At 66.1% G+C, this 23375-nt stretch carries 22 protein-coding genes; 14 read left to right on the forward strand and 8 right to left on the reverse strand.

Annotation, left to right across the window (positions count from 1 at the left end; all coding sequences use genetic code 11):
• Positions 1-171 precede the first annotated feature (171 nt).
• From ACQPYR_RS00100 to ACQPYR_RS00115, 4 genes are all read left to right on the forward strand, one after another.
• The gene (locus tag ACQPYR_RS00100; RefSeq protein ID WP_433626076.1) at positions 172-4995 is read left to right on the forward strand and encodes a transglycosylase SLT domain-containing protein; all 4824 of its coding nucleotides are present in this window, start codon (positions 172-174) and stop codon (positions 4993-4995) included.
• A 24-nt stretch (positions 4996-5019) separates the two neighbouring features.
• Positions 5020-5718, forward strand: coding sequence for a hypothetical protein (locus tag ACQPYR_RS00105; protein WP_433626078.1), 699 nt, complete (start codon positions 5020-5022; stop codon positions 5716-5718).
• A gap of 182 nt (positions 5719-5900) precedes the next feature.
• Positions 5901-6242 (forward strand): hypothetical protein, encoded by a 342-nt coding sequence (locus ACQPYR_RS00110; RefSeq protein ID WP_433626081.1) that lies wholly within the window; start codon positions 5901-5903, stop codon positions 6240-6242.
• A complete protein-coding gene (locus ACQPYR_RS00115) occupies positions 6226-6492 on the forward strand; it encodes a hypothetical protein (protein ID WP_433626084.1) in 267 nt (88 codons plus the stop codon). The genes ACQPYR_RS00110 and ACQPYR_RS00115 overlap by 17 nt, the downstream gene beginning before the upstream one ends.
• Here ACQPYR_RS00115 and ACQPYR_RS00120 read toward each other — a convergent pair.
• Positions 6482-7669 (reverse strand): helix-turn-helix domain-containing protein, encoded by a 1188-nt coding sequence (locus ACQPYR_RS00120; RefSeq protein ID WP_433626087.1) that lies wholly within the window; start codon positions 7667-7669, stop codon positions 6482-6484. The genes ACQPYR_RS00115 and ACQPYR_RS00120 overlap by 11 nt on opposite strands.
• A 150-nt stretch (positions 7670-7819) precedes the next feature.
• Between ACQPYR_RS00120 and ACQPYR_RS00125 the strand changes: the two genes are divergently transcribed.
• Genes ACQPYR_RS00125 through ACQPYR_RS00135 form a run of 3 tightly spaced genes read left to right on the forward strand, consistent with a single transcriptional unit; the run spans position 7820 to position 8840 of the window.
• Complete coding sequence (locus tag ACQPYR_RS00125; protein ID WP_433626090.1) at positions 7820-8179, forward strand: hypothetical protein; 360 nt, start codon at positions 7820-7822, stop codon at positions 8177-8179.
• Positions 8176-8442, forward strand: coding sequence for a hypothetical protein (locus ACQPYR_RS00130; RefSeq protein ID WP_433626093.1), 267 nt, complete (start codon positions 8176-8178; stop codon positions 8440-8442). The genes ACQPYR_RS00125 and ACQPYR_RS00130 overlap by 4 nt, the downstream gene beginning before the upstream one ends.
• Positions 8439-8840 carry a hypothetical protein gene (locus ACQPYR_RS00135; protein WP_433626096.1) on the forward strand — a complete coding sequence of 134 codons (402 nt, stop codon included), beginning with the start codon at positions 8439-8441 and terminating at the stop codon, positions 8838-8840. The genes ACQPYR_RS00130 and ACQPYR_RS00135 overlap by 4 nt, the downstream gene beginning before the upstream one ends.
• A gap of 929 nt (positions 8841-9769) precedes the next feature.
• Here ACQPYR_RS00135 and ACQPYR_RS00140 read toward each other — a convergent pair.
• On the reverse strand, positions 9770-10825 hold the full coding sequence (locus tag ACQPYR_RS00140; RefSeq protein ID WP_433626098.1) for a hypothetical protein: 1056 nt from the start codon (positions 10823-10825) through the stop codon (positions 9770-9772).
• A 40-nt stretch (positions 10826-10865) separates the two neighbouring features.
• The gene (locus ACQPYR_RS00145) at positions 10866-11576 is read right to left on the reverse strand and encodes a YoaK family protein (protein ID WP_433626100.1); all 711 of its coding nucleotides are present in this window, start codon (positions 11574-11576) and stop codon (positions 10866-10868) included.
• A gap of 154 nt (positions 11577-11730) precedes the next feature.
• Between ACQPYR_RS00145 and ACQPYR_RS00150 the strand changes: the two genes are divergently transcribed.
• The 3 genes from ACQPYR_RS00150 to ACQPYR_RS00160 all read left to right on the forward strand — a co-directional run bounded on the left by ACQPYR_RS00150 (position 11731) and on the right by ACQPYR_RS00160 (position 15243).
• On the forward strand, positions 11731-12672 hold the full coding sequence (locus ACQPYR_RS00150; RefSeq protein WP_433626103.1) for an acyl-CoA dehydrogenase family protein: 942 nt from the start codon (positions 11731-11733) through the stop codon (positions 12670-12672).
• A gap of 715 nt (positions 12673-13387) precedes the next feature.
• Positions 13388-14395: an ATP-binding cassette domain-containing protein gene (locus tag ACQPYR_RS00155; RefSeq protein WP_433626105.1), complete on the forward strand. Its 1008-nt coding sequence runs from the start codon at positions 13388-13390 to the stop codon at positions 14393-14395.
• 29 nt (positions 14396-14424) lie between these two features.
• Entirely contained in the window at positions 14425-15243 is an 819-nt protein-coding gene (locus ACQPYR_RS00160; protein ID WP_433635420.1) for an ABC transporter permease, read from the forward strand.
• Positions 15244-15261: 18 nt separating this feature from the next.
• Here ACQPYR_RS00160 and ACQPYR_RS00165 read toward each other — a convergent pair whose 3' ends face one another.
• Positions 15262-15474, reverse strand: a complete 213-nt coding sequence (locus ACQPYR_RS00165) for a hypothetical protein (RefSeq protein ID WP_364474058.1) — start codon at positions 15472-15474, stop codon at positions 15262-15264.
• A gap of 105 nt (positions 15475-15579) precedes the next feature.
• Between ACQPYR_RS00165 and ACQPYR_RS00170 the strand changes: the two genes are divergently transcribed.
• Together ACQPYR_RS00170 and ACQPYR_RS00175 are read left to right on the forward strand one after the other, a co-directional pair.
• Positions 15580-16107: a peptidylprolyl isomerase gene (locus ACQPYR_RS00170; RefSeq protein WP_433626107.1), complete on the forward strand. Its 528-nt coding sequence runs from the start codon at positions 15580-15582 to the stop codon at positions 16105-16107.
• Positions 16108-16111: 4 nt separating this feature from the next.
• Positions 16112-16981 (forward strand): rhomboid family intramembrane serine protease, encoded by an 870-nt coding sequence (locus ACQPYR_RS00175; RefSeq protein ID WP_433626110.1) that lies wholly within the window; start codon positions 16112-16114, stop codon positions 16979-16981.
• Positions 16982-17025: 44 nt separating this feature from the next.
• On the opposite strand, the gene ACQPYR_RS00180 is transcribed toward ACQPYR_RS00175, so the two are convergent.
• Both ACQPYR_RS00180 and crgA read right to left on the reverse strand, forming a co-directional pair.
• Entirely contained in the window at positions 17026-17490 is a 465-nt protein-coding gene (locus tag ACQPYR_RS00180; protein WP_433626113.1) for a PH domain-containing protein, read from the reverse strand.
• 131 nt (positions 17491-17621) lie between these two features.
• On the reverse strand, positions 17622-17885 hold the full coding sequence (gene crgA, locus ACQPYR_RS00185) for a cell division protein CrgA (protein ID WP_063044162.1): 264 nt from the start codon (positions 17883-17885) through the stop codon (positions 17622-17624).
• A gap of 205 nt (positions 17886-18090) precedes the next feature.
• Here crgA and ACQPYR_RS00190 point away from each other — a divergent pair, with 205 nt between their 5' ends.
• A complete protein-coding gene (locus ACQPYR_RS00190; protein ID WP_433600312.1) occupies positions 18091-18735 on the forward strand; it encodes an aminodeoxychorismate/anthranilate synthase component II in 645 nt (214 codons plus the stop codon).
• Entirely contained in the window at positions 18732-19850 is a 1119-nt protein-coding gene (locus ACQPYR_RS00195; protein WP_433626116.1) for a dihydrofolate reductase family protein, read from the forward strand. Before ACQPYR_RS00190 ends, ACQPYR_RS00195 begins: the two co-directional genes overlap by 4 nt.
• Positions 19851-19924: 74 nt before the next feature.
• Here ACQPYR_RS00195 and pknB read toward each other — a convergent pair whose 3' ends face one another.
• On the reverse strand, positions 19925-21829 hold the full coding sequence (pknB, locus tag ACQPYR_RS00200; RefSeq protein WP_433626119.1) for a Stk1 family PASTA domain-containing Ser/Thr kinase: 1905 nt from the start codon (positions 21827-21829) through the stop codon (positions 19925-19927).
• Positions 21826-23346 (reverse strand): protein kinase domain-containing protein, encoded by a 1521-nt coding sequence (locus ACQPYR_RS00205; protein WP_433626122.1) that lies wholly within the window; start codon positions 23344-23346, stop codon positions 21826-21828. The genes pknB and ACQPYR_RS00205 overlap by 4 nt, the downstream gene beginning before the upstream one ends.
• Between the last annotated feature and the right edge of the window lie 29 nt (positions 23347-23375).

A 23375-nucleotide genomic window follows, 5' to 3' on the forward strand; every position in this document is an offset into this window, starting at 1 on the left:
CCAGCGGCATGTCCGTCGACGGACATGCCGCTGAGGGTGCGCACCGCACACTCGAGGCTGACCGAAGCAGGAAGTACGAGGGGTTCTCGGTCATCTCGCAAGTGGACGTTTTGGTGATCCCACGGGGAGGCGCTTCGCGGTCCAGGTCAGCCGCGGAGTTCCTCTGCCCGGGTGCCTCGGCAGCGACGGGAGCGGGTGCATGGCAACGGTGGTGATGCGCTGATGCCGCAATTCGACGCCGGAACGGCTGCCATCCGCGTCAAGCCCTCCTTCCTCGGCTTCCCCACCGCGGTCGAGACCGAGCTTCGCCGCTACGACTTCCACCTCGATATCAACATCGGCGCCGACACCCGGGTCGCTGCGGCCGAGATCGAAGCATTGCGGGCCGCGGCGCGTGAGAACGCGACCTTCCGTGTCGATGCGAACACAGCCACTGCGGCTGCCGAGATCGAAGCGCTGCGCCGCGCCGCGCGCGAACCGCTCCCGCTGCGGCCGGAGTTGGACCGCACGGCCGCCAACCGTGCCCGCGCCGGGCACAGCAGGATCGTCGACGATCTGAAGGCCGCGGGGACGTTGAACCTGCGGGTTTTGGGTGTGGTCGGTGCCGCTGGTGCGATCGCCGATATTGCTGCGATCGGTGCTGAGGCAGGCAAAGCCGCGCGCGCCGTGGGATTGCTGACCCCTGCTGTCGGTTTCGCGGGCCTGGCTGGTGTTGCTGGTATCGCGACCGGATTCAACGGGCTGCCAGCCGCTTTCAAGGCCGCCGCCGCGGCGTCGAAAGACGCTGCCTCCGACGTGACCGCGCAGCGCGACGCCCTCAACAGCGTGGCTGACGCCGAGTTCCGGGTACGTCAGTCGCAGGCGAGCTTGGCCGATGCCTACAGGGACAGTGGCCGAGCGATTCGCGATATGAACAGCAACCTCGTCGACCAGAAGCTGGCGACCCAGGACGCCGCTCTGTCGGTGCAGGAAGCGGCCCAACGCTTGCAGAAGGTGCAGTTCGATCCGACCGCCGACGCGACGCAGCGCGCGCGGGCGAAACTGTCTTACGACCAAGCCGTCCAACGGCTCTCAGAGCAGCAGACGAAAACCCAAGACCTGCAGCAGGACACCGCCGAAGCGAACAGCAAGGGCGTCGAAGGCTCGAAGCTGGTCACCGAGGCCCGCCAAGCTGAGGTACAGGCCACCCAGGCATTGGTGAAGGCGCAGGAGGCTGCGGCCAAGGGGTCGGGTTCACAGACCAAACTCGACGACGCGATGGCGAAGCTGTCGCCGAACGCCCAGCAGCTGGTGAACGACGTCCGCTCGATCGGCCCGGCATGGACCGAGGCCCGCAAGGCATCCCAGGACGCTTTGACTGCGGGTATGGGTCCGGCTGTGACCCACCTTGCCGCCGTGCAGCTGCCGAACCTGCGTGAGGGTCTGGTCGGTATCAATGGTGCGATCAACACCGGGCTACGCGGCACACTCGCCGCCCTGTCGTCGGACACCAACAAGGTCGACTTCAAGACCGCGTTGGGCAACACGACAGTTGGTTTCGCGAACGCCGCGAAGGGTGCTGAGCCGTTCACCAACGCGATTACCAAACTGATCACGGTCGGTTCGGAGTTCCTGCCGGGGTTCGGGGCCGCGATCGACCACGCTGCCGAACGGTTTGACAGCTTCATCCAGCGCGGCGCCGCGGACGGCAGCCTCAAGGCGCGGATGCAGGACGGCATCACCTCTCTCAAGGAGCTTGCCGAGATCGCCGGCCACGTCGGATCCTCCATCGCGTCCGTGTTCCGGGCGGCGGGGGACAACGGCGCCACGCTGCGCAGCCTCGAGCAACTGACCGACAACATGGCGAAGTTCCTCAAATCCAGTGAGGGACAAGAGAAGTTGAAGGAATTCTTCCGCGACGCACGCGGCGACATGGACAAGATCAAACCGCTGCTTGCTGATCTGCCGAACATCTTGCGCGGCGTCTACGAAGGATTCCGAACCTGGTCCGGCATCGCGATGCCGTTCCTCAACGCCGCCGCGGGTCTGCTCGCCGCACACCCCGGGCTTGTGCGCGATGTCGTGACCGGCTATCTGGCGTTCAAGGTGATCGGCCCGATTTTCGATGCCGCCAAATACGCCATCATGCAGGCCAATACGCAGGTCTCGAACTTCCGCAACGGCCTGAACGGTGCGTCGGGTGCATCCGGCGCGGTCGGTGGTCTGGGTAGCCTGCTCGGCGCGGCCGGTCCTCTGGGCATCGCCGCACTGACGATCGGTGCGGGCGCCGGTTTGACGTATCTGACGCGCAAGCACGAAGAAGCGGCCCGCGCGGCGGAGGAACAGCGCCGCAAGGTCGACGAGTTACGCGAAACGCTCAGCGCGTCCGGTGATGTCACCAAGGAAACGGTCAGCACCACCGCCAAGGACCTGACCTCTCGCGGGTTTCTCACCCGCGCGAAAACCCTCGGCGTGGATCCGCAGGCGTACGTCAACGCAGGCCTCGGTCTCGACCCGAAGGCCAAGACGGAGATCAACGATCGCCTCACCCAGATCATCCTCGAGCAGTATCCCCGCGACAAGAACGCGCAAATGCAGTTCGACCAGACCGCGCAAACTCTGCATCTGTCGAAAACCGAAGTGGCACAGGCACTGCAAGGCATCCCGGAAGCTGTAGCCAAGTTCGACCAGGCATGGGCCAAGAACGGCAACGGCAGCCTCTCCGACCTAGCCGAGCTGAAAGCCGTCCTCCCCGACATCGGCGAATCCGCGGTCACCCTCGGCGGCGAAATGAACGGCCTCGGCACCAAGACCGCCAAGGCCGGAAACGACATGCGCGACTACCAGGCCGCGACCGAAGGCACCTTCAAAGTGACCGGTGACCTCGCCACCCAGTTCGACAACCTCAAGGTGTCGGTGGCCGCGGTACCGAAGTCGAACACGATCGTGGTGAACGCGCCCAGTGTCGATGCGTTGCCCGCCGAGCTGCGCGCACTCGCCACCCAGGTCACCGCACTGCCCGGCGGCAAGGTCGAGATCATCCTGAAGGACGAAGTCGCCAAGGCCGGTATCGCCCAGATCACCGCGCCCGCCACCAAGCCCGTAGAGGTCGTCTTCACTCCTCTTCCGGAGTGGTTCACAGGCACTGGCAACTACTCCAAACCCCAAGGCGCACAGCCGATCCGGCGAGCTGGGGGCGGCCCGATCGACGGCGGCATCCCGGGCCGTGACTCCGTGCCGATCCTCGGAATGCCCGGCGAACACATGCTCGACACGACCGACGTCAACAAGCTCGGCGGCCAAGCCGGGGTGTACCGGTTCCGGGCCGCACTCAAGCGCGGAGAAGTCCGCGGTATGGCCGACGGCGGCGCCGTCGAGAGCCTTGCGGCATATGCGAAAAGCCTCGACGGCCAGCCGTACGGCGGCGACCTGGACTGCTCAGGGTTCATCTCCAAACTCGCGAACGTCGCGGTCGGCTTCGCCCCGAACCAGGGCCGCATGTCCACCGCCAACGAGGGTGAATGGTTGTCGGCACTCGGATTCCAGTCCGGCAGCGGGACCGCAGGTAGCTTCCGCGTCGGTTGGGTCAACGACCCGTCAATGCCCGCAGGCGGTCACACCGCGGGCACCCTGCCGAACAACACCAACGTTGAAAGTGGCGGTGCCACAGGCAAAGTCATGTACGGCGGCCAAGCCATCGGGTACGGCGCGTCCATGTTCAACCAGCACGCCTACCTCGCGATGGGTGGCGATACCGCGGCCGGTATTCCCGGATCCGGTATTACCACCGGCCAGTCCACGCTGTACCCGCAAGCCGCGCTCCCCGGGCGCCGCACCGACTCCCAGCTGCAAGAGCTACAGGGCAAGGCCGCGGTCGACACCGCGAACAGTGAACGCAACGCCGTCTATGCGAATCCGGCATCCACCGACCAAGACCGGTTGGCCGCCGACCTGAAATATCAGCAAGCCCAGAACGCACTCGAGTCGGCCACCAAGAACGGCAGCGGCTCCGTCCCGGTGTCCCTGCAAGGGTTCCTGTCGAAAGCGGGCAGCATCCTGGCCACCGGCATCTTGTCGGGCCTCGGTCTCGAGAACAGCATCCTCAGCGAAACCGGCTACTACAGCGGCGCGATCAAGACAGGCGTCGACTTCTTCACCCAGCAGCAAGGCCAAGCGGGAGGCTACAGCTACACCCCGCAGAACCTCCCAAGCATCGCGACCACATCGACGCCTCAGTCGTCGACGAGCGTCAACGACCCGAGCTTGACGACGCAGATACCCGGCGCAGGCCCGGTCACCGGCGGGCTGTCCATCAACCCGAACCTCGGCAGCGGCGACGCCACAGCGCCCGGCGTTGCCTACGCGGGCGGTACCGGCGTCGAACGGTGGCGCCCGCTCGCCCTGGCAACCCTGCAACGCGAAGGCTTCAGCACCGGGCAAGTCGGCCTCATGCTCGCCCAAATCCAATCGGAGTCCGGTGGCGACCCCAACGTCGTGCAACAGGTCGTCGACGTCAACACTGGCGGCAACGAAGCGGTCGGTCTGCTGCAGGTCGCCAAGGGGACCTTCCTCCAGTACCGCGACCCGACCTTGCCCAACGACCGCACCAACCCCGCATCGAACATGGTTGCCGCCCTTCGGTACTACCGTGCGCGCTACGGCTCGGACCTGTCCACCATGTGGGGCCAAGGCCACGGCTACGACCAAGGCGGCGAAGCCAACGGCATAGGGCTGATGCTCAAGCAGACCATCCGGCCGGAACGCGTGCTCAGCCCCCACCAAACCGAGACATTCGACAGCGCTCTACCGCTGCTCGAGTCCATCAACGCGTCGATCTGGTCACCCGCCCGAATCGACTCAGCGGCCCTCAACATCAACACCCAGGCCGCACCCCGCACCCCGCAACCGGCCTACGCCCCAACCATCCACGCCCGCGTCGCAGACGTCACGGACCTGGCCGACCTGGTCGAACGACAAGGCCAAATGAAGGCAATTGGCCTGATGGCGGCCACCTAACCCACCACAGAAAAGGAGCACACCATGGTCTCTATCCCCGACGCGGCGGAGATGCCCGACATCCGCCGCAACCTCACCGCCGCAATCTCACGCATCAACGCCGACAGCCGCTACAGCGACACCGGCAAGCGCAACGCCATCGCCAACGCCTACCTCACCGCCCGACGCCAAGTCGACGACCTGATCACCAAGTACGAGACCAAGGTGAAGACCCAACGCCTCGACCTCGAGCGCTCCCTGTTCGGAATGCGCCACACCGACGACCCTGCCGCCCTGATCTCCTGGCGCGACGCCCAGGACCGCGCCGACGCCATCGACAGCGAGCAAGCAGCCATCCGCGCGTTCAACCGTGCCCGCAACTCCGGAGACACCCATCTCGCCAAGGCCGTGCTGCAGCGCGCCGTGCACAGCGGCTGGCACGACATCGTCCAGTCCGCCGACGAGGTCTTGCCTGGCAGCATCGAACAACTCAGCGAACTGGAGCAGCTGCCCAGCGACAAGTCGTTCGCCCTCATCCGCTCGACCCGCTACAAGCTCGACATGCCGACCGAACTCAACGGCGCGAGCCTCAACGGGATCGAGCAATGGGCCGACGAGCACGAACCACCCAGCAGCGCACCAGGGAGCGCGGTCGCCCTCGAAAGCATCCCCGCCGACGCGCCGCACGGCTCAGTCGGCGAACACCGCGACCCACTCCGACACGCCCCCGGCGCATTCATCTGACCAGCACATTGTCACGACACGACACGCAGACCACCACCCAAACCACCCCGCAAGCCCCCTACCAGCACCAACAGGGCCAAGGGGGTGGGGAGGGGGGTCAACGACTCGACAGCCGTCAGTCGGACAGCTAGGTGCTAAGGCCGGGTGCATTGCGCCCGGATTACTGGAAGGAAGCCCCGACTGTGCAGCCGTCGGACGAGATCAAGCAGCGTATGGACGCTGAGCTGCCTCGGGGTGCGCTGTGGACTGAGCGGGAAGAGATCTATCTCAAGCTCGCCGGGCGGGCCGCTGATCGTGCGTCCGTGTTGCAGTCGCAGCTGGATGCCGAGCTGGAGCGGGACGAGCCGCGGGCGAGTTCGGTGGTGCGGTTGTCGGCGGAGCTGCGGCAGTTGGAGCGTGCGCAGGCGGATCTGGTGGCGCGGCTGAGCCCGAACCCGGGCGGGGCGGTGAAGTCTGAACGTCATCAGCGGGCCGCGGTGGTGCGTTGGGATCGTGTGAGGCGCGCGCGTGGCGAGGTGGGCTGAGCGGTCGGCGCGGCGTGGGGTGCCTGCGGTGCTGGCCGAAGCGTTGGAGTTGGCCGGCGCGGCTGGCCAGTTCTACAGCTACGGTCGGATTCCGGGTGCGGGGTTGCGTAGCGACCAGGTGGCGGCCGATTGGCGGCGGTGGTGTGAGCTGCGGTCGGACTGGCTCGCAATGGCGGAGGAAGCCACTGGACAGCGGCACGGATTCGACGTGTGGGTCGCGGCCGTGGCTGAGGCCAAGCTCAGATCTTGACGTTGGCCCAGCGGGCGAAGCGCGTGAGTGTGTCGGTGCCGCGCCGTGAATGCGCCAGGACGCGCAGCGTCTCGTGCACCTGGGGGTGGTTGCGGGTCAGCTCCGGTGCGATCTTGCGGGCCTGCTCGAGGCTGCCGAGCGCACGGGCCTTGTCGCCGTGCAGCAACCACGCCCGGGACACGTCGATCCAGTGATGCCCGGCGCGCGACGGCGCGACCGACGCGGGCAGCCGGATTTGTTCGGCGCGAGCCACGGCTGTGGTCCCGTCGCACAGTTCGACGGGTACGGCGACGGAGTGGATTGCCACGTTGGGCATCTGGAATTGCGTGCCGTAGTCCTTGGCCAGTTCTGAAGTGACTACTTCGCCGATGCCGTGGGCCTCCCGTAAATGCGAGTCGGCGGTGTCACCGTCGAGCGCTCGGGCCGACAGGATCGATCCACGCAGATGCAGCGCACCCCGGACGGCGAGAAGGTCTGGTGTCGTGGGCAGCTGCTCGCTGGCGGAGTAGGCGCGGTCGACGACTTTGAGGCCGCTCGCGTAGGCGCCGGAGTACAGCAGGATCAGGGCACGGTGGTACTCGGCCGCGATCGGCCATATCGGATCGCCGCTGTGCTCGGCGGCCCACACGCAACGCTCGGCCGCCAACCCCGCGAGATCGAGGTACCCGTACCGGTAGGCGAACGACGATGCCCTGTTGTAGGCGTAGGCCAGCGTGGAATAGACCTGTTCGAGGTCATGCCCGGGGGGTACGTCGGCCGCGAGGACGTGAAGCCCGTGGATCACGTCGGGAAGCTCGGCCGTGAGGTCGGAGTATTGAGCGCGGCGCATACCCTCACGGACACGGTTCAGTGCTGCGGCGATTTCCTCCAAAGTCGTTGGCCTGGTGAGTGGTTCGTCATTGAAGGCCATTATTCGACGGCGCAGGTCTCCGATGGTTGCGTGCGCGGTGGAGTCGGCGGGCTGTGGTGTGTAGGGCTGCCCGGTCAGATCCTCGATATTCACGCCGAGTTGGCGAGCCACGGCAGCGATGAAGGCGGGCGATGCGGGCCGCGCGCCTTGTTCGACCTTGCGCAGCAGTGACACTGACACGTTCGCTTTGTGTGCCAGTTCGGGTTGTGTGAGTCGTGCGAGCTTGCGAGCCCTGGCGGTCCGCGCTCCGACCCCAGTTTCATCCATGCCTCCCACGGTGACACAGGTTGTGCCACTTCGCAGCCGCTCGGCGAGTGACGCTCGAATTGGCCCCGCCGCTGGGATAACCATCCTCGACCGGTCCCGGCGGCGGGTGCTCCCAACTACAACCGGAGCCCACCGGGAGGCGGCACGCCCATGACTGCGGAACTTATTGCCACATGCGTCACCGTTGCGGCTGTATTGCTGCTCGGCGGTCTGCTGTTCGTCCTATTGCCGTGGTTGCTCGACCGCGGCGGCGATGCGGTACCGGACGGCGCGATACCGGCCGCTGACATCTTGGAACGTGTTGCGGCACAAGGTTCGCTGCGTACGGACTCCTGGGAGCTGGAGCCGTCGCACCGTGCCCCGGCCGAGGGGTACACCCCCGAGCGGGCGCACGCCGAGATGCAGCGGCATCGCGAATGCGCGACTGACCTGTGCGCCGCGAAGTACGCGGCGTTCTGGTGTCTCGTCGATGCCGGGGAGGCTGTGCCGGATACGAGGGCCGTGCGGTGAGCGGCTACATCGAGTTCAGCGACGGCACAGTCGGTCTCGTCGGCGACGACGGTTGGGTCGACGAATTCGACGCCGTCGAGGTGCCCGCGCTGGAGACCACTCCGGCGCTCGGCGCGGCGTTCATCGACATCGACGCCGACTCTGTGGTCGACACCGAGTTGCCGGAGCGGTCCGCGTTCGTCGGTCCGCCGCGCCCGATCGGGTTGCCCGTCGAATTGGTAGAGCGGGTCGCGGATGCGGTGCGCGAGTGGGGCGAACGGTGAGGCTTCCCGCGAGCCAGATGCCCCGCGCTGCGGCCTACCGGCCGGACTCCCGCGACGCCGGGTTACGCCGCTACTTCGGCCTCACCCAGTTCGCGCTCATGACCGGAGTGGCAGCCTCGAAGCTGTCCGCCTGGCGGCACAGCACCTACGTGTGGGTGCCCGCGCCCGATATCGAGATCGGCGACCACAGCGGTTGGTCGTTGGCGTGCATCAGTGCATGGAGCCCGGAGGGTGAGTCGTTCCTTCGGCCGCCGACAGTGCGGTTCGCCGATACCGCGATGATCCGCGACCGGTATCACGGTATGCCCACCTCCACGCTGTGGGCGTGCATCGGCGACGGCACGATTCCCCGACCGGTGGTGTGGGTGGACAACCGACCGGGCTGGCTGTTGTTGTGACGCGTGCTCGTCGCAACGACGGGGGAACGCCCCGGCCGTGCGTGGCCGGGGCGTTCTCGCGATGAGCTGACGCGCCCGATCCCCTCGAAGGCGTCCGCGTGCTGGACTCACGCGGGCAAAGGAAGCCCCCGACTTACGTACGGAGTCGGGGGCTTTCCCGTGTTCTGGGGAATTGAATCCCATACTTTCCCCGTACAAACCTCCCCGGATTCGTATGGAATCCGACAAACGGAAGCGGACGGATGTATCTCGTAAAGCCCTTGTGCCGCAATACATCTACGGACTTTGGTGGACGAACATGGATGTGCAAAACCGGCGAAAATCCAAGCAGGGGTTAGGGGTTCGATTCCCCTAGGCTCCACCAGGAACCGTGCAGGTCACGGCCTAGATCTATGATCTTAGGCCGGGCCAGGTCCACGTATCTGATCTGAGAGATTCGGCGCATGACCGAAAGGCACGCGCGTGCCCACCCCGCACATCCGCACCCGGACCGATGGGTCCACTATTCTCGGGTTCGCTGCCGCATTCCGCGTAACGGTCGCATCCTCGAGACCTCGCCGAGTTTCGATGACCGCGGCGATCCGCTGGGCCGGACTGCTCGACGGTGTCGGGCCGAGCGCGTCCTAGCCACCCGACACGCTGCGGCTGACTAGCTGCTCGTCACGCTCACCAGCTGGCTACAGCGCTATGCGGACCGCGAGACCCGTATGCGCTAGCATCGCTACAACGATCGTGGCGCACAAGATCTGCGCGGCCAAGGATTTGAGCGCAACTCCGGCCGAACCGGAGGCCGGGCTTCGCGCCCGAGTGGGCGGACGGTCAACGCGTGAAGCTCCGCGCATAATCGACCAGGCCTGCGTCGTGCGGTTCGAGCGATGTGCCATCTTCGCCGTGGGAGTTCGGATATGCGGACCGGGTACCGGCTTGATTCACAGGGCGACCGAGGCCTGCTTCAACTGGGTGAGCATCGTTTCATCGGGCCAGAAGCGGGCTTCGAAGCGAATGGGAGACATGCCGGGAATCGGTGTGAGGCCGGTTATTTCGAGGGCGGCGGTGAGTGGGACGGTGCAGATGGGAACGGCGTTGTCGGCGGCGTCGGTGCCGGCGAACATGATGTAGTCGGCGGCGGGGAGCAGGTAGTCGACGCCTTGTCCCCAGACGGTGTAGGTGTAGGGGTGGGTGTCGGTGCCCGCCGGCTTCATGTCGCCGACGATGGCCATCTTCAGGTCGTAGCGGGTGAATTCGAGGTCGCGTTCGAGCGCCTGGTTGAGCCAGTGGGCCTGGACGGCATACTCCCACATGGCAAGTCGGTATCCGGCGCGGACGGCAGCCTGGTGTTGTTCGTGTCGGCCTGCGCGATCGAAGGGAACGACGGTGTCGTCCTCGTCGAGGGTGTAGCCCTGCGGCGAGAGGCGTTGGCGTGCATCCACATACTGTTGCTCGACCTGGCGGTAGATGCGGGCGAGCAGGTGTGGGATATCGGGGACCACGATCAGTGTGTCGATGTCGGGCATGAAGACTACGGGGCGGCGGCCGGCGTAGCGCTGACTGAAGCTCGCCAACCAACCCGGGGCGAGCGGCCAGGAGGTGAGGTATGCGCTGCCGTCGCGATCGGTGCCGGTGAGGATGGCATTGCCGCGCGGATCATGCGGCTGCGCAATGGCTTCCAGATTTTCGCGGGCCGCGGTGAAGACCTCGTCGGCCGAAACAGGCCAGAGCGCCATGGTCGAGTAGTTGATGACTGTTCGCGTGTTCGGCAGGTCGATCGCGACCAATTCGTCGACGAACGGGAAGGCCGGGCGGCTGACGAACCGGGTGTCGATCTCGGCGGCCTCGGGCCAGCGGTGCAGCAGGTTGTCGAGTGCGGCCTGTTTGTAGGTCGTCGGACGCAGAATCGGCCGCAATAGCGGTCGGATTTCGGCCCAGGTGCTGTGTTGTGCAAGTGCCGCAAGGTGATCCGGCGTTGGATCCTCGAAACTCCCCACCGGACAACCGTATCCGTCGCCTCGACGGCGCGCACGTGGGTCAGCTCGTCGTGGGCGGGCCGTGGCGGTCCAGGTGCAGGTAGGTGAAGCAGGTAGTGATCAGGCACACCACGGTGGCGGTGATGAGCATGGCCCAGCCCGCGACGATCAGGCTCAGCAATCCGCCCAGCAGCGCGCCCGCGCAGAAGGCGGCATAGAGCAGCAAGTAGCCGAGCCAGTCGGCGTAATCGCCGCCGCTGATATGGCGTTCGATGCCCTGGCCCATTTTTACGAGGGTGCCGGTGACGTAGCTCAGAGGTATCGAAACCTCGCCGTTCTTGACGAACGAGGTGTTGAGCGCGCCGACCCCGAAGGCGACGAACAGGATCGGGATGAGGTCGATATTGGTGGCGCTCGTCGCCCAGTACATGATGCCGTCCAGCAGGGATGCCACGGCGAGGCTGAGCGTGGTGAGCAGGGTCGGGCCGTGCGGATGGCCGGACCAGTAGTGCGTGCGACACCAGGAGGCCACCACGACGCCGGCGAGGAACGAGAGCATGAGCAGCGCCGCGGCGACGGCGATATCGGGTTCGTCGTGGAAGTAGCCGAGGACCGCGCGCTCGGTATTGCCGGTCATGAACGTGACGAAGTAGCCCGCGGTATGCATGAAGGCCGCGGCTCCGATGAGACCGGCCAGTGCGGCGAGCACCCAGGACAGTCGTGCCTCGGCGTCGTACAGCGCCCTTCGGCGCGCGAGATCCGGTTTCGTCACTGGTCAGGCTCCTCATGAGGGGTATGACCAGTCAGTGATACCTGGTGATCCTGAGATTCTGCTGTCGCATCGCCGCGTTCCGGATAAGGATTGCGGGGTAGTCGCCGCCTTCCTGGGTGCGAGCAGCGCGACGATTCTCGATTAGCGTGCACGAGTGGATTCTGTGTTCGATTATCTGCTGACCGAGGCGCTCGATCCGACACCGCTCGAGTCGATCACCGATGCGTGGACGCGGCATCGGGCGGCCGCCGAGCGGTTCGACAACACGATCGATATAGCGATCGCCGGTGGATTCGGTGCGGACCGACTGGGTTTCGCATTTCTGTCCGGATATCAGCAGGCGCTGCGTGCGTTGCTGCCCGACCTCCCGGCCGATGAGCTGGTCGCGGTTTCCGCGACCGAGGCCGGTGGCGCGCATCCGTCCGCGATCGCGACCGAGGTGACCGAGACCGACCGCGGTTGGCGGGTGAACGGCACCAAGACCTTCACCACACTGGGGAAACTCGCGCGGCGGATGTTGGTGATCGCCAGCGCGGGCACGGCGGCCGACGGGCGCAACCGGCTGCGCGCGGTACTCGTCGATGCCGCACAGCCCGGCGTCGATGTGACGAATCTGCCCGCAGTACCTTTCGCACCCGAAATCCCACACGCCTCGGTGACATTCACCGATGCCGCGGCCGAGCCGCTGGCCGGCGACGGGTACTCGGATTACCTCAAACCGTTCCGCACCATCGAGGACGTCCATGTGCTCGCGGCCACCCTCGGCTGGTTGCTGCGGGTCGGGCGCGAGTCCGGTTGGCCGCGGGCGACGCTGCAGCGGTTACTCGCCGCGGTGGCCTTCGTACGTGGTCTCGATATGGATCGGCCGGCCGCACCGGGCGGGCACATCGCACTGGGTGGTGCGTACGCGTATTTCGAACAGGTGCTGACCGAACTGGAGCCGCTGTGGGCACAGGCCGATCGGGTCGTTCGCGAGCGGTGGGAGCGGGATCGTCGGTTGCTGGCGACCGCCGGAAAGGTACGGGCGCAACGATTGACGGCGGCCTGGCTATCGGTGGGCACAGTCGAGAATCCGGCGGTGCCGACAGATAGCTGAGCGGGGCTGACCTGCCCCGGAAACGGGGAGCGGGCCTCGGCGAAGGGGGGGAGTTAGCCGAGGCCCGCGTAAGGTCGGCCCGGGGGGGAGGGGCCGACGTGAATGATCCTACGCGATGTTCCGGGATTGTGTGTGCGTGGGGATCACCACTTTTCAAGATTTTTCGGGACGGCTCACCTGCGCCGGGCGCGGACGCCGCCCAGGTAGTGGGACCGGTCGGTTGTCGGCCTGTTTGCCGGTTCGGTGACTGTTGTCAAAAATGTTGTCGCGCAGGGATTTACGACCTGGGTGTGATCTCACTACGCGGACGATGTGAAAGTGAAAACCATGCCGACCGGTTGCTGTACGTCCGGAATCGCTCCTGGGGTTCATCGACCGGACGGCAGATTCGGTCGGATTTGCCGCGTGTCGTTCGGGCACGGGCATGTCGGGCCCGCGGCACCCGAGTACCGGCCGGGCCCGAATCGGGTAGTGCGCTACGCGCGATCGGACTGGGATCGAGCGGCAGGATCGAAATCGGTCGCATCCCGATCCGGCACCCCCGAGCACCGCCCGGAACGGGATGCGACCGTTTTGTGTTCGGTGGCAATTCGCGACCATCGATCGCTGGTAAAGCCCAGGTCGACGAAAAATCACCGGAAATTGTCGGTGCACAGGGCAATACTGACTCGGGTAATGGTCACCTCGCTCGGAGCGAGCGAACCTCAGGAGAATCATGCCCGACGCAATCGTCGCCGAGGGTCTGGTCAAACGATACGGCCAGTTGGTCGCCCTCGATGGACTCGACCTGGCGGTGCCCGAGGGCACCGTCACCGCATTGCTCGGACCGAACGGTGCGGGCAAGACCACCACGGTCCGGGTGCTCACCACCCTGCTCATTCCGGATGCCGGCCGCGCGACCGTCGCGGGTATCGACGTGCTCCGCAATCCACAGGCGCTGCGCTCACGCATCGGCGCGTCCGGGCAATACGCCGCCGTCGACGAATATCTCACCGGATTCGAAAATCTGGAGATGGTCGGCCGGCTCTATCACATGGGCGTGCAGCGCAGTAAGGAGCGCGCGCGGGAACTGCTGGAGCGCTTCCGACTGAACGATGCCGCCGATCGACCGGTCAAGGGCTATTCGGGCGGCATGCGCCGACGGCTCGACCTGGCCGGCGCGCTGGTGGCCAATCCACCGGTGCTCTTCCTGGACGAGCCGACCACCGGACTCGATCCGCGTGCGCGCCTCGACCTCTGGGATGTCATCGAGGAACTGGTCGCCGGGGGAACCACCCTCCTGCTCACCACGCAGTACATGGAGGAGGCCGACCGACTGGCCGACGCCATCGCGGTGATCGACCACGGCAAGGTGATCGCCCGCGGCACCGCGGATGAACTCAAGACCCTGGTCGGCGGCGATCGCATCGAACTCACCGTCGACCACGCCGACAATCTCGCGACCGCCCAGGAGGCACTGAAGGGCTTGGCGGACGGGGAGATCCATCTGGAACCCGGACTGCGCCGGATCACCGTTCCGGTCAGTGACGGATCGCAGGCGCTCGTCGATGCCATCGGCAGGCTGAGCAGCCACAATGTGCAGATTCACGATGTCGGGCTGCGTCGTCCCTCACTGGACGATGTCTTCCTTACGCTCACCGGTCACGAGGCCGAGGAGTTGATCAACGGCAATGGCGGCAAGCCCGCGGATCGGCTCGAAGCAACGGAAGGACGCAAGCGATGACCGCGGCGACCGTGGACACCAGAACCCGCATGCCGCTCGGCGAACGTCTCACCATCGTCTGCACCGACAGCTTGACCATCGCCAAGCGCAATGTCATCAAGATCAAGCGCGTACCCGACGTGCTGATCTTCTCGACGCTGTCGCCGATCATGTTCGTGCTGCTTTTCGCCTATATCTTCGGCTCGGCGATCGAGGTGCCCGGTATGTCGGGCGGTTACCGGGAGTTCCTGATCGCGGGCATCTTCGCGCAGTCGGTGGTGTTCGGCGCGACGTTCACCGGACTGGGCCTGGCCGAGGATATGCAGAAGGGCATTATCGACCGGTTCCGTTCGCTGCCGATGGCGCCGTCGGCCGTGCTGGTCGGGCGCACCATCAGCGATGTGGTGATCAACGTGGTCAGCCTGGTGGTGATGTCGCTGACCGGTTATGTCGTCGGCTGGCGGATACGCGGATCACTGCTCGACGCGGTGCTGGCCTATGTGCTGTTGCTGCTGTTCGCGTACGCGATCTCCTGGATCATGGCCGTGGTCGGCCTGCTGGTCCGCGCGCCCGAGGTGTTCAACAACGCCAGCTTCATGGTGATCTTCCCGCTGACATTCCTGGCCAATACCTTTGTGCCGCTCGAGAATCTGCCGACGGCGCTGCGGGTATTCGCCGAATGGAATCCGGTTTCGGCGGTCACCCAGGCGACTCGCGATCTGTTCGGCAATACCAGTCCGATGGCCCCGAAATCGGACGCCTGGTCCATGCAGCATCCGGTGGCGACCACCCTGGCGTGGGTGGTGATCATCCTGCTGGTGTTCATCCCGCTCGCGCTGCGTCAGTACCAGCGCACCGTCAGCCGCTGATCGGAATCGAAGCGGGAGTCAGCGACCGTTGTCCGCGCCGGCGCCCGCCAAGGGGGTCGGCGCGGAACCGTTGCGGGAGTAGCCGATTCGCGGCGGCGCCGGCGCCGGTTCCGGCGGTTGTGGACGCTTGCTGCGGACCAACCAGGCCACGCCACCGGCCAGCGCGACGACGACCGCGGCGATCAGACGGTTACGAGAACGTGCGGAGGTGAGTAGGCGCCCCAAGGTCATTCGACAACTGTGGCACATACCCGCGCATCGCGCAGTAATCCCAGATGACAGCCGCACCCGGCCCGGTGCGGCGAAGATTGCGAGGATCGTGGCACGATGGGCGGCGTGACCTCACCGAATCAGACCGCCGTGGCCACGTTGCACACCAACCACGGCGATATCAAGATCTCGCTCTTCGGTAACCACGCCCCGAAGACGGTGCGGAACTTCCTCGGCCTGGCCGATGGATCGGCACTGTACGAGACGGAGAACGCCAGCGGCGGCACCTCCGGCCCGTTCTACGACGGCGTGAGCTTCCACCGGGTGATCGACGGGTTCATGATTCAAGGTGGTGACCCGACCGGCACCGGACGCGGTGGACCCGGCTACGAATTCGGCGACGAATTCCACCCGGAGCTGCGCTTCGATCGCGGCTACCTGCTGGCGATGGCGAATGCGGGACCGGGCACCAATGGTTCGCAGTTCTTCATCACCGTCGGTTCACAGCCGCATCTGAACCGCAAGCACACCATCTTCGGGGAGGTCGTAGACCCCGATTCGCGCAAGGTCGTCGATGCCATCGCGACCACGCCGACCGATCGCAACGACCGTCCCAAGGAAGCCGTCACCATCTCCAAGATCACTATCGAATAATCCGATGAACGCTCAACCGCCCGCACCGACGTGCGTCCGCCACCCCAATCGTCCTACGGGCCTGGCCTGCACTCGGTGCGGGCGGCCTGCCTGCCCGGAATGCCTGCGACCCGCGGCGGTCGGACAGCACTGTGTGGACTGTGTCCGTCAGGGGCAGCGTGAGGTCCGTCCGGTGCGAACCGTCGCCGGTGCGCAGACCGTGCGGACCCCGATTCCGTATGTCACCTATGTGCTGATCGCGTTGAACACGATCGTCTTCGCGGTCACCGCGGGCCAATCGAAGAGTCTGGTGGAGAACACCGGGCATTCCGCGCTGTACGTCGACTGGGTGCTCTATCCGCCCGCGGTCGCGCACGGTCAGTACGTGCGGCTGATCGGCTCCGGCTTCCTGCACTACGGTCCGATCCACCTGCTGCTCAATATGTTCGCGCTGTATGTGGTCGGCCGCAGTATCGAGCCGGTGCTCGGGCGGGTGCGCTATCTGGTGGTCTACCTGGTGTCACTGCTCGGCGGTGCGGCCGCCGTGATGGTTTTCGCCAGGGACAGCCTCACCGCGGGCGCGTCATGTGCGGTCTACGGACTGTTCGGCGCGATCACCGTGATCCTGATCCGGGTGCGGCAGAATCCGAATCAGATGTTGATCCTCATCGGCATCAACGTCTTCATCAGCTTCTCGCTGCCCGGTATCTCATTGGCCGGACACCTCGGCGGACTCGCCGCGGGCACCCTTGCCGCACTCGGCATTCTGTTCCTGCCCGAATGGTTGCGCGCGAAATCCCAGGAGAATGCGCGACTGATCGGGTGGGCTGCGGTTGCCGTCGTCGCCGTGGCGGCACTCGCGGTGATCGTCGCCGCGGCGATATCACTGCGGTAGATGCTTCACGTGAAACGTTGCCGCCGCAGGCATTCGGCGCGCGGCTACTGCGCCAGTCCGTGCGCGACAAGGGTCTCGAAGACCTCGTCCGGGCTGGTGCCGAGGTCCCATCGGCCGAAGATCAGCAGTCGTTCGTCGCCGTGGTGCTCGACGTCGATTTCGAGCATGGGATTCTTGCGGCCGAGGCGGCGGTAGCCGACGACTCGGGCCCGCATTACCTGATCGCGGGTGTATTCGGTCGGCCCGGTAAGAGTGCGGACCACCAGTCGTGGCTGTGGATCGGAGGTGATGCTCAGGCGCGGGCGCTGTCGGAATCCGAGGCCGGCCAACGCCAGCAGGCCGACCGCCGCCAATCCGATCAGCAGCCGACTCGGCCCATCCTTGGCGAGGATGGCGGCACCGGCCAGCACCAAACCGCCGATGGTGACCGCAATGAGAGCGGCAATCGGTGTGGTCCAGGTGGTGCGTGGTTCGGGAAGCGGATCAGGCGAATCGGATTCGGGATCCACGTGTCACTTTCCCCAATCGTTCCTCGAGTTGTCCACACGGTTATCCACAGGTGTGCATGAATGACACGTCTGTAATACTTGCCGTAGCGACTGCTTGCAGGTCGCTCGAAAAGGCCAGCTACTGAGCCAGGTCACCGCCACCGCATCGTCATGATCAGGCCGATGACCATCAGGCCGAAGCCGATCAGGAAGTTCCACGCCCCGAGATCCGCCATCCAGGAGATCTTGTCGTTGGCCAAGTAGTAGACGAGCAACCAGACCAGCCCGGCCAGCATGAAGCCGAGCATGATCACGACGTACCAGACCGGGGACGGCCCAGCCTTCACCTTCACCGGCGTGCGGCTGGCGGGATTGATCGTGTAGTCGGTCTTCTTGCGGACCTTCGACTTGGGCATGTCGTCCTCGTGTTCGGCGTTCAGGTCGGGTACCGGCGGGCGGGATTCGGTTGAATTATGGCCGAGCTCGCGCACCACAGAACCCGATCCGGCGGGGGCCGAGACGGTCCGGGTGAGGGCTCAGGTCCCCTCCGGTCTGCCTCTAGGCTATCCCAACTGGTAATGCGGGCGACGGCCCGCCGGGTCGCCACGTAATCTCGACAGCATGCGTGTACTGGTCGTCGACAACTACGACAGCTTCGTGTTCAACCTGGTGCAGTACCTCGGCCAGTTGGGTGCCGAGGCTGTGGTCTGGCGCAATGACGACGCGAAGTTGGCCGATCTGGACGCGGTCGTCACCGAATACGACGGCATTCTCATCAGCCCGGGACCCGGCACTCCGGATCGGGCGGGTGCGAGCATCGATCTGGTGCATGCGTGCACCCGGCACGGCATTCCGCTGCTCGGGGTGTGCCTGGGCCATCAGGCCATCGGAGAGGCGTTCGGCGGCACCGTGACTCGCGCGCCGGAGCTGCTGCACGGCAAGACCAGCTCGGTCTTCCATCTCGGCGCGGGCGTGCTGGCCGGTCTGCCCGACCCGTTCACCGCGACCAGATACCACTCGCTCACCGTCCTCGAGGACACACTGCCCTCGGATATCGAGGTGATCGGGCGCACCGAGTCCGGGATCGTGATGGCCATGCGGCATCGGAGCCTGCCCATTCACGGCGTGCAGTTTCATCCCGAATCGGTGCTGACCCAGGGCGGGCACCGGATGTTGGCGAATTGGCTGGAGGTATGCGGCGAGCGCCCGTCCGAGGGGCTGGTGGAGATGCTGGAGGCGGAGGTCGCGGCACTGGTGACCCAGTGACGCGTCGGCCCTATGTGCTGCTGTCCGTCGCGGTCAGTGTGGACGGATATATCGACGATGCGAGCCCGGAGCGGCTGAAGCTGTCCAATGCCGCGGATTTCGATCGGGTGGATCAGGTGCGTGCCGAGTCCGACGCGATCCTGATCGGTGCGCAGACGCTGCGGCGCGACAATCCACGGTTGCTGGTCGCCAGTGCGGACCGCCGGGCGGCCCGCATCGCGGCCGGAAAACCGGAGTACCCGTTGAAGATCGCCATTAGCGCACGCGGTGATCTGGATCCCGAGCTGCGGTTCTGGCACCACGGCGGTGACAAACTCGTCTACACGACACATACCGGTGCGGCGAAGCTCGGCGATCGGTTGGCCGGTCTGGCGGAGGTGGTCCCGCTCGGCGCCGATATAGACCTCGCAGCATTGCTCGACGATCTCGGCCGCCGCGGCATCGCCCGGCTCATGGTCGAGGGCGGCACCCGGATCCACACGCAGTTCCTCGCGGCGGACCTGGCGGACGAATTGCAGATGGCGGTCGCGCCGATCGTCGTCGGACATGCCGCGGCGCCGCGCTTTCTCGGCCCCGCGAGCTACCCGGCCCGCCGAATGCACCTGGCCGATGTCACTCGGATCGGCGATATCGCATTACTGCGCTACCTGCCGCGCGCGTCCGAGGAACAGACCGATATCCGATTCATGCGCCGGGCAATGGAACTGGCGCGGCTGTGCCCGCCCAGTCCGACCGCGTTCTCCGTCGGTGCGGTCATCGTGGCCGACGGCGTCGAGATCTCGACCGGCTACTCGCGCGAGACCGATGAGAAGGTCCATGCCGAGGAGTCCGCACTCGACAAGCTCGACGCGGACGATCCTCGGCTGGCGCGAGCGACGATCTACAGCACCCTGGAACCGTGTTCCCAGCGCGCCACCGCGACCCGGCTGCCGTGCACCGACCGAATTCTGCGGGCCGGGATTCCGCGCGTCGTCATCGCCTGGCGGGAACCTACGACCTTCGTGACCAACTGCGTCGGGGTGGAGCGATTGCGGCAGCACGGCGTCGAGGTGGTCGAGTTGGCGGAGCTGGCCGAGGCGGCGATGTCGATGAATCGCCACCTGGATCTTTCCTGATCGGCGTCACCGCCCGCGGTAGACCGCGCGCGGTGACGAATTCGCTGAACTGATTGTCGCCAGGTTGGCCGCTGTTACGGCGGACCGAGGACGTAGGTGGTGATCGACACCGTTCCGTTCTTCGCGATCGCCGATCCGGCCGCGGGCTGCTGGCTGACGACCCGGCCGACGCTGTTGGTATCGAAGGTGCCCTGGGTGGCCTGGCTGATCTGTGCCGATGTGCCGGTCCAACCCGCCTGCCGCAGCTTGTCCACCGCCTGCGCTGTGGTCAGGCCGACCAGGCTCGGCATGACGATGTCGCCGCTGGAGACCTGCACGGTGACCGTCGATCCTTTGTCCGCGCTGGTGCCGCCCGCCGGGTTGGTCGAGAGCACCTCGCCCTTGGGCTTCGAGGACGGCACCTCCTGGATGTTGATCTTGAAACCGGCGCTGTCCACCAGGTTCGGCTGCGCGACGCTGATGTCCTGACCAACCACATTCGGCACCCGGATCTGCTCCGGTCCGGAGCCGAGAATCACGACGATGGCCCGGTCGACATCGACGCGCGAACCCGCCGAGGGATCGGTGCCGATCACCTTGTCCGTCTCCTGCGCACTCGACGGCTTGCGCTGCACGTTCGGATCCATCCGCAAGCCACTGGCGTTCAGCTGCTGCTCCGCCTGCTCCTGGGTCATGCCGTCGAGCCGAGGAATCTGCACCTGCGCCGGCCCGCTGGAGACCTGCACGGTGATCGTGCTGCCCTTGTCGACCCGGGAGCCGCCGAGCGGCTGGGTGGAGATGACATTGCCGGTGGCGACCTTGTTATCCGGCTTCTGCTGGATGGCTACCGTGAAGCCGAGCTTCTGCAGCGAGTCCTGGGCCTGTTGCGCGGATTTGTTCGAAAGGTCGGGTATGGCGACCTGATCCGGGCGCGCGCCCGGTCCGATCAAAACCCAGAACAGGGCGAACGCAACGATGACCGCGGCGGCGGCGCCGAGCGCGATATAGAGATTGCGGCGTGGACTCGCCGGTTCGGCGGGTTCCTGCTCGGCGGTGTCGTCATTGCGTTCGACGGTGCGGAAGTTGCGCGGCCCAGGTTCGTTCGAGCCGAGGATGGTGGTGCGGTCCTCATCGGTCATCACCATCGGCGCGCTGGGCTTCTGCCCGCCGAGCACCCGGATCAGATCGGCACGCATCTCGGCGGCCGACTGGTACCGGTTGGCCGGATTCTTGCTCATCGCCTTGAGCACGACGGAATCCAGCTCGCGCGGCACTCCGTTGTGGACATGCGATGGCAGCCGCGGATCCTCCCGGACGTGCTGGTAGGCAACGGCGATCGGCGAGTCACCGGTGAAAGGTGGCTCGCCGGTGAGGATTTCGAACAGCACACAGCCGACGGAATAGACATCCGAGCGGGCGTCGACGGTCTCACCGCGCGCCTGCTCGGGCGAAAGATATTGCGCGGTACCGATAACGGCCGCGGTCTGGGTCATCGGGTTGGAGCTGTCGGCGAGCGCGCGCGCGATGCCGAAGTCCATCACCTTCACGGCCCCGGCCCGGTTGATCATGATGTTGGCGGGCTTCATATCGCGGTGCACGATTCCGGCCTTATGGCTGAAATCCAGTGCGGCGCAGACGTCGGCGACGACCTCCATGGCCCGGCGCGGCGGTATCGGACCCTTACCGCGCACGATGTCACGCAGCGTGTCACCGTCGACGTACTCCATCACGATGTACGGCAGCGGGCCGCCGTCCACCTCCGCCTCGCCGGTGTCGTAGACCGCGACGATGGCCGGATGGTTCAGTGCGGCGGCGTTCTGTGCCTCGCGCTTGAAGCGCAGGTAGAACGTCGGGTCGCGGGCCAGGTCGGCGCGCAACACCTTGATCGCGACGTCCCGGCTGAGCCGAAGATCGCGCGCCTTGTGGACTTCGGACATGCCGCCGAACCCGATGATCTCACCCAGCTCGTAGCGGGAGGAGAGATTCTTCGGGGTCGTCATGGTTGTCCTTGCGGAGTAGCAGCGCCTGGAGTGGCCGAGGGTCCTCGGGCACCGGGACTATCCGGAAATGGTAAATCGAGCGTAGGGAACCACGAGCCTCTTGTGGTGGTGGACGGACTCGTCGTCTTCGACGACTTCGTCGTACTCGGCGCTGTGGTACTCGGCGTTGTGGTCGGCGGCTGCGTTGTCGTCGTAGGTTCCTGGGTCGGTGGCGGTGGCGGGGCCGGTCTGGTCGTGGTGACGACGGTCGTCGGCGCCTCGGTCGTGGTCGTCGGCGGCGTCGTGACCGGCGGCGGCGCGACCTTCGTGGTGGTGGTGACCGGGCGCACGGTATCCGGATTGGTATCGCCGCCGAAGAGCAGCCACAAAACGAGTCCGACGAGCAGCACCGCGCCGACGGCCACGGCCGCGCCGACCTTCTGGCCGGTGGTGAACTTCGAGGTCTCCGGACCGGGCCCTGGGTGGGTGCGGGTGGCGCCGGAACTCATCACGGTCCTGGGCGCGCCCGCGGGCGACTGTCTGGTCGAAGCGACGCCGCCTACACCCATCGGCGTGGCCGGGGTGTTGTACCGGACCGTCGGGCCATCGTGGTCATGCGACGGCAGAATCACGGTCGGGCCCGGCGGCAGCACCCGGGTCGCACCGGTTGCCGTCGGTCCCGCGGTGGTGACCGGCGGTGGTGGACGCCGTCCGGCGCGCACGGCGGCGACGGCATCGGCGAATTCGCCGCCGCTGGCATAGCGCAGGGCCGGATCCTTGCCCATGGTGATCTCGATCAGCTCGCGCACATTGGGCGGCAGATCGGACGGCATCGGCGGCGGGGCCTCGCGCACATGTTTCATCGCGACGGTGATCGCGCCGTCGCCGCTGAACGGCCGCTGCCCAGCCAATGCCTCGTAGCCGACCACACCGAGTGCGTACACGTCACTGGCCGCGGTCGCGTCCTCGCCGACCGCCTGCTCGGGCGCGATGTACTGGGCGGTGCCCATCACCATGCCGGTCTTTGTGACCGGGGAGGCGTCGACGGCCTTGGCGATGCCGAAGTCGGTGATCTTCACCTGACCGGTCGGCGTGACGAGGATATTGCCCGGCTTGACGTCCCGGTGCACAACGCCGGCAGCGTGTGCGACCTCGAGTGCGCGACCGGTCTGCTCCAGCATGTCCAGACCCTGGGCCACCGAAAGCCGCCCGAGCCGGTTCAGCACCGTATTGAGCGGTTCGCCCTGCACCAATTCCATGACCAGATAGGCGGTTTCCCCGCCGCTGGGATCCATGGTCTCGCCGTAGTCGTAGATTCCGGCGATACCCGGGTGATTCAGCTGGGCCGTGGTCTTGGCCTCACTGCGGAACCGGTGCCGGAAGGTCGGGTCGGCCGAGAACTCCGACTTGAGCACCTTCACCGCGACCCGGCGGTCCAGTCGGGTGTCGAGCGCCTCCCAGACCTGCCCCATACCGCCCGTGGCGATCAGGCGTTGCAGGCGATATCGGTCGGCGATCATCGCACCGTTGTTCAGCATCCCGGCCCCCGTACATCCACTCGCACGTT

Origin of the sequence: Nocardia sp. CA-120079 (assembly GCF_050955745.1) — a bacterium.
GTDB lineage: Bacteria > Actinomycetota > Actinomycetes > Mycobacteriales > Mycobacteriaceae > Nocardia.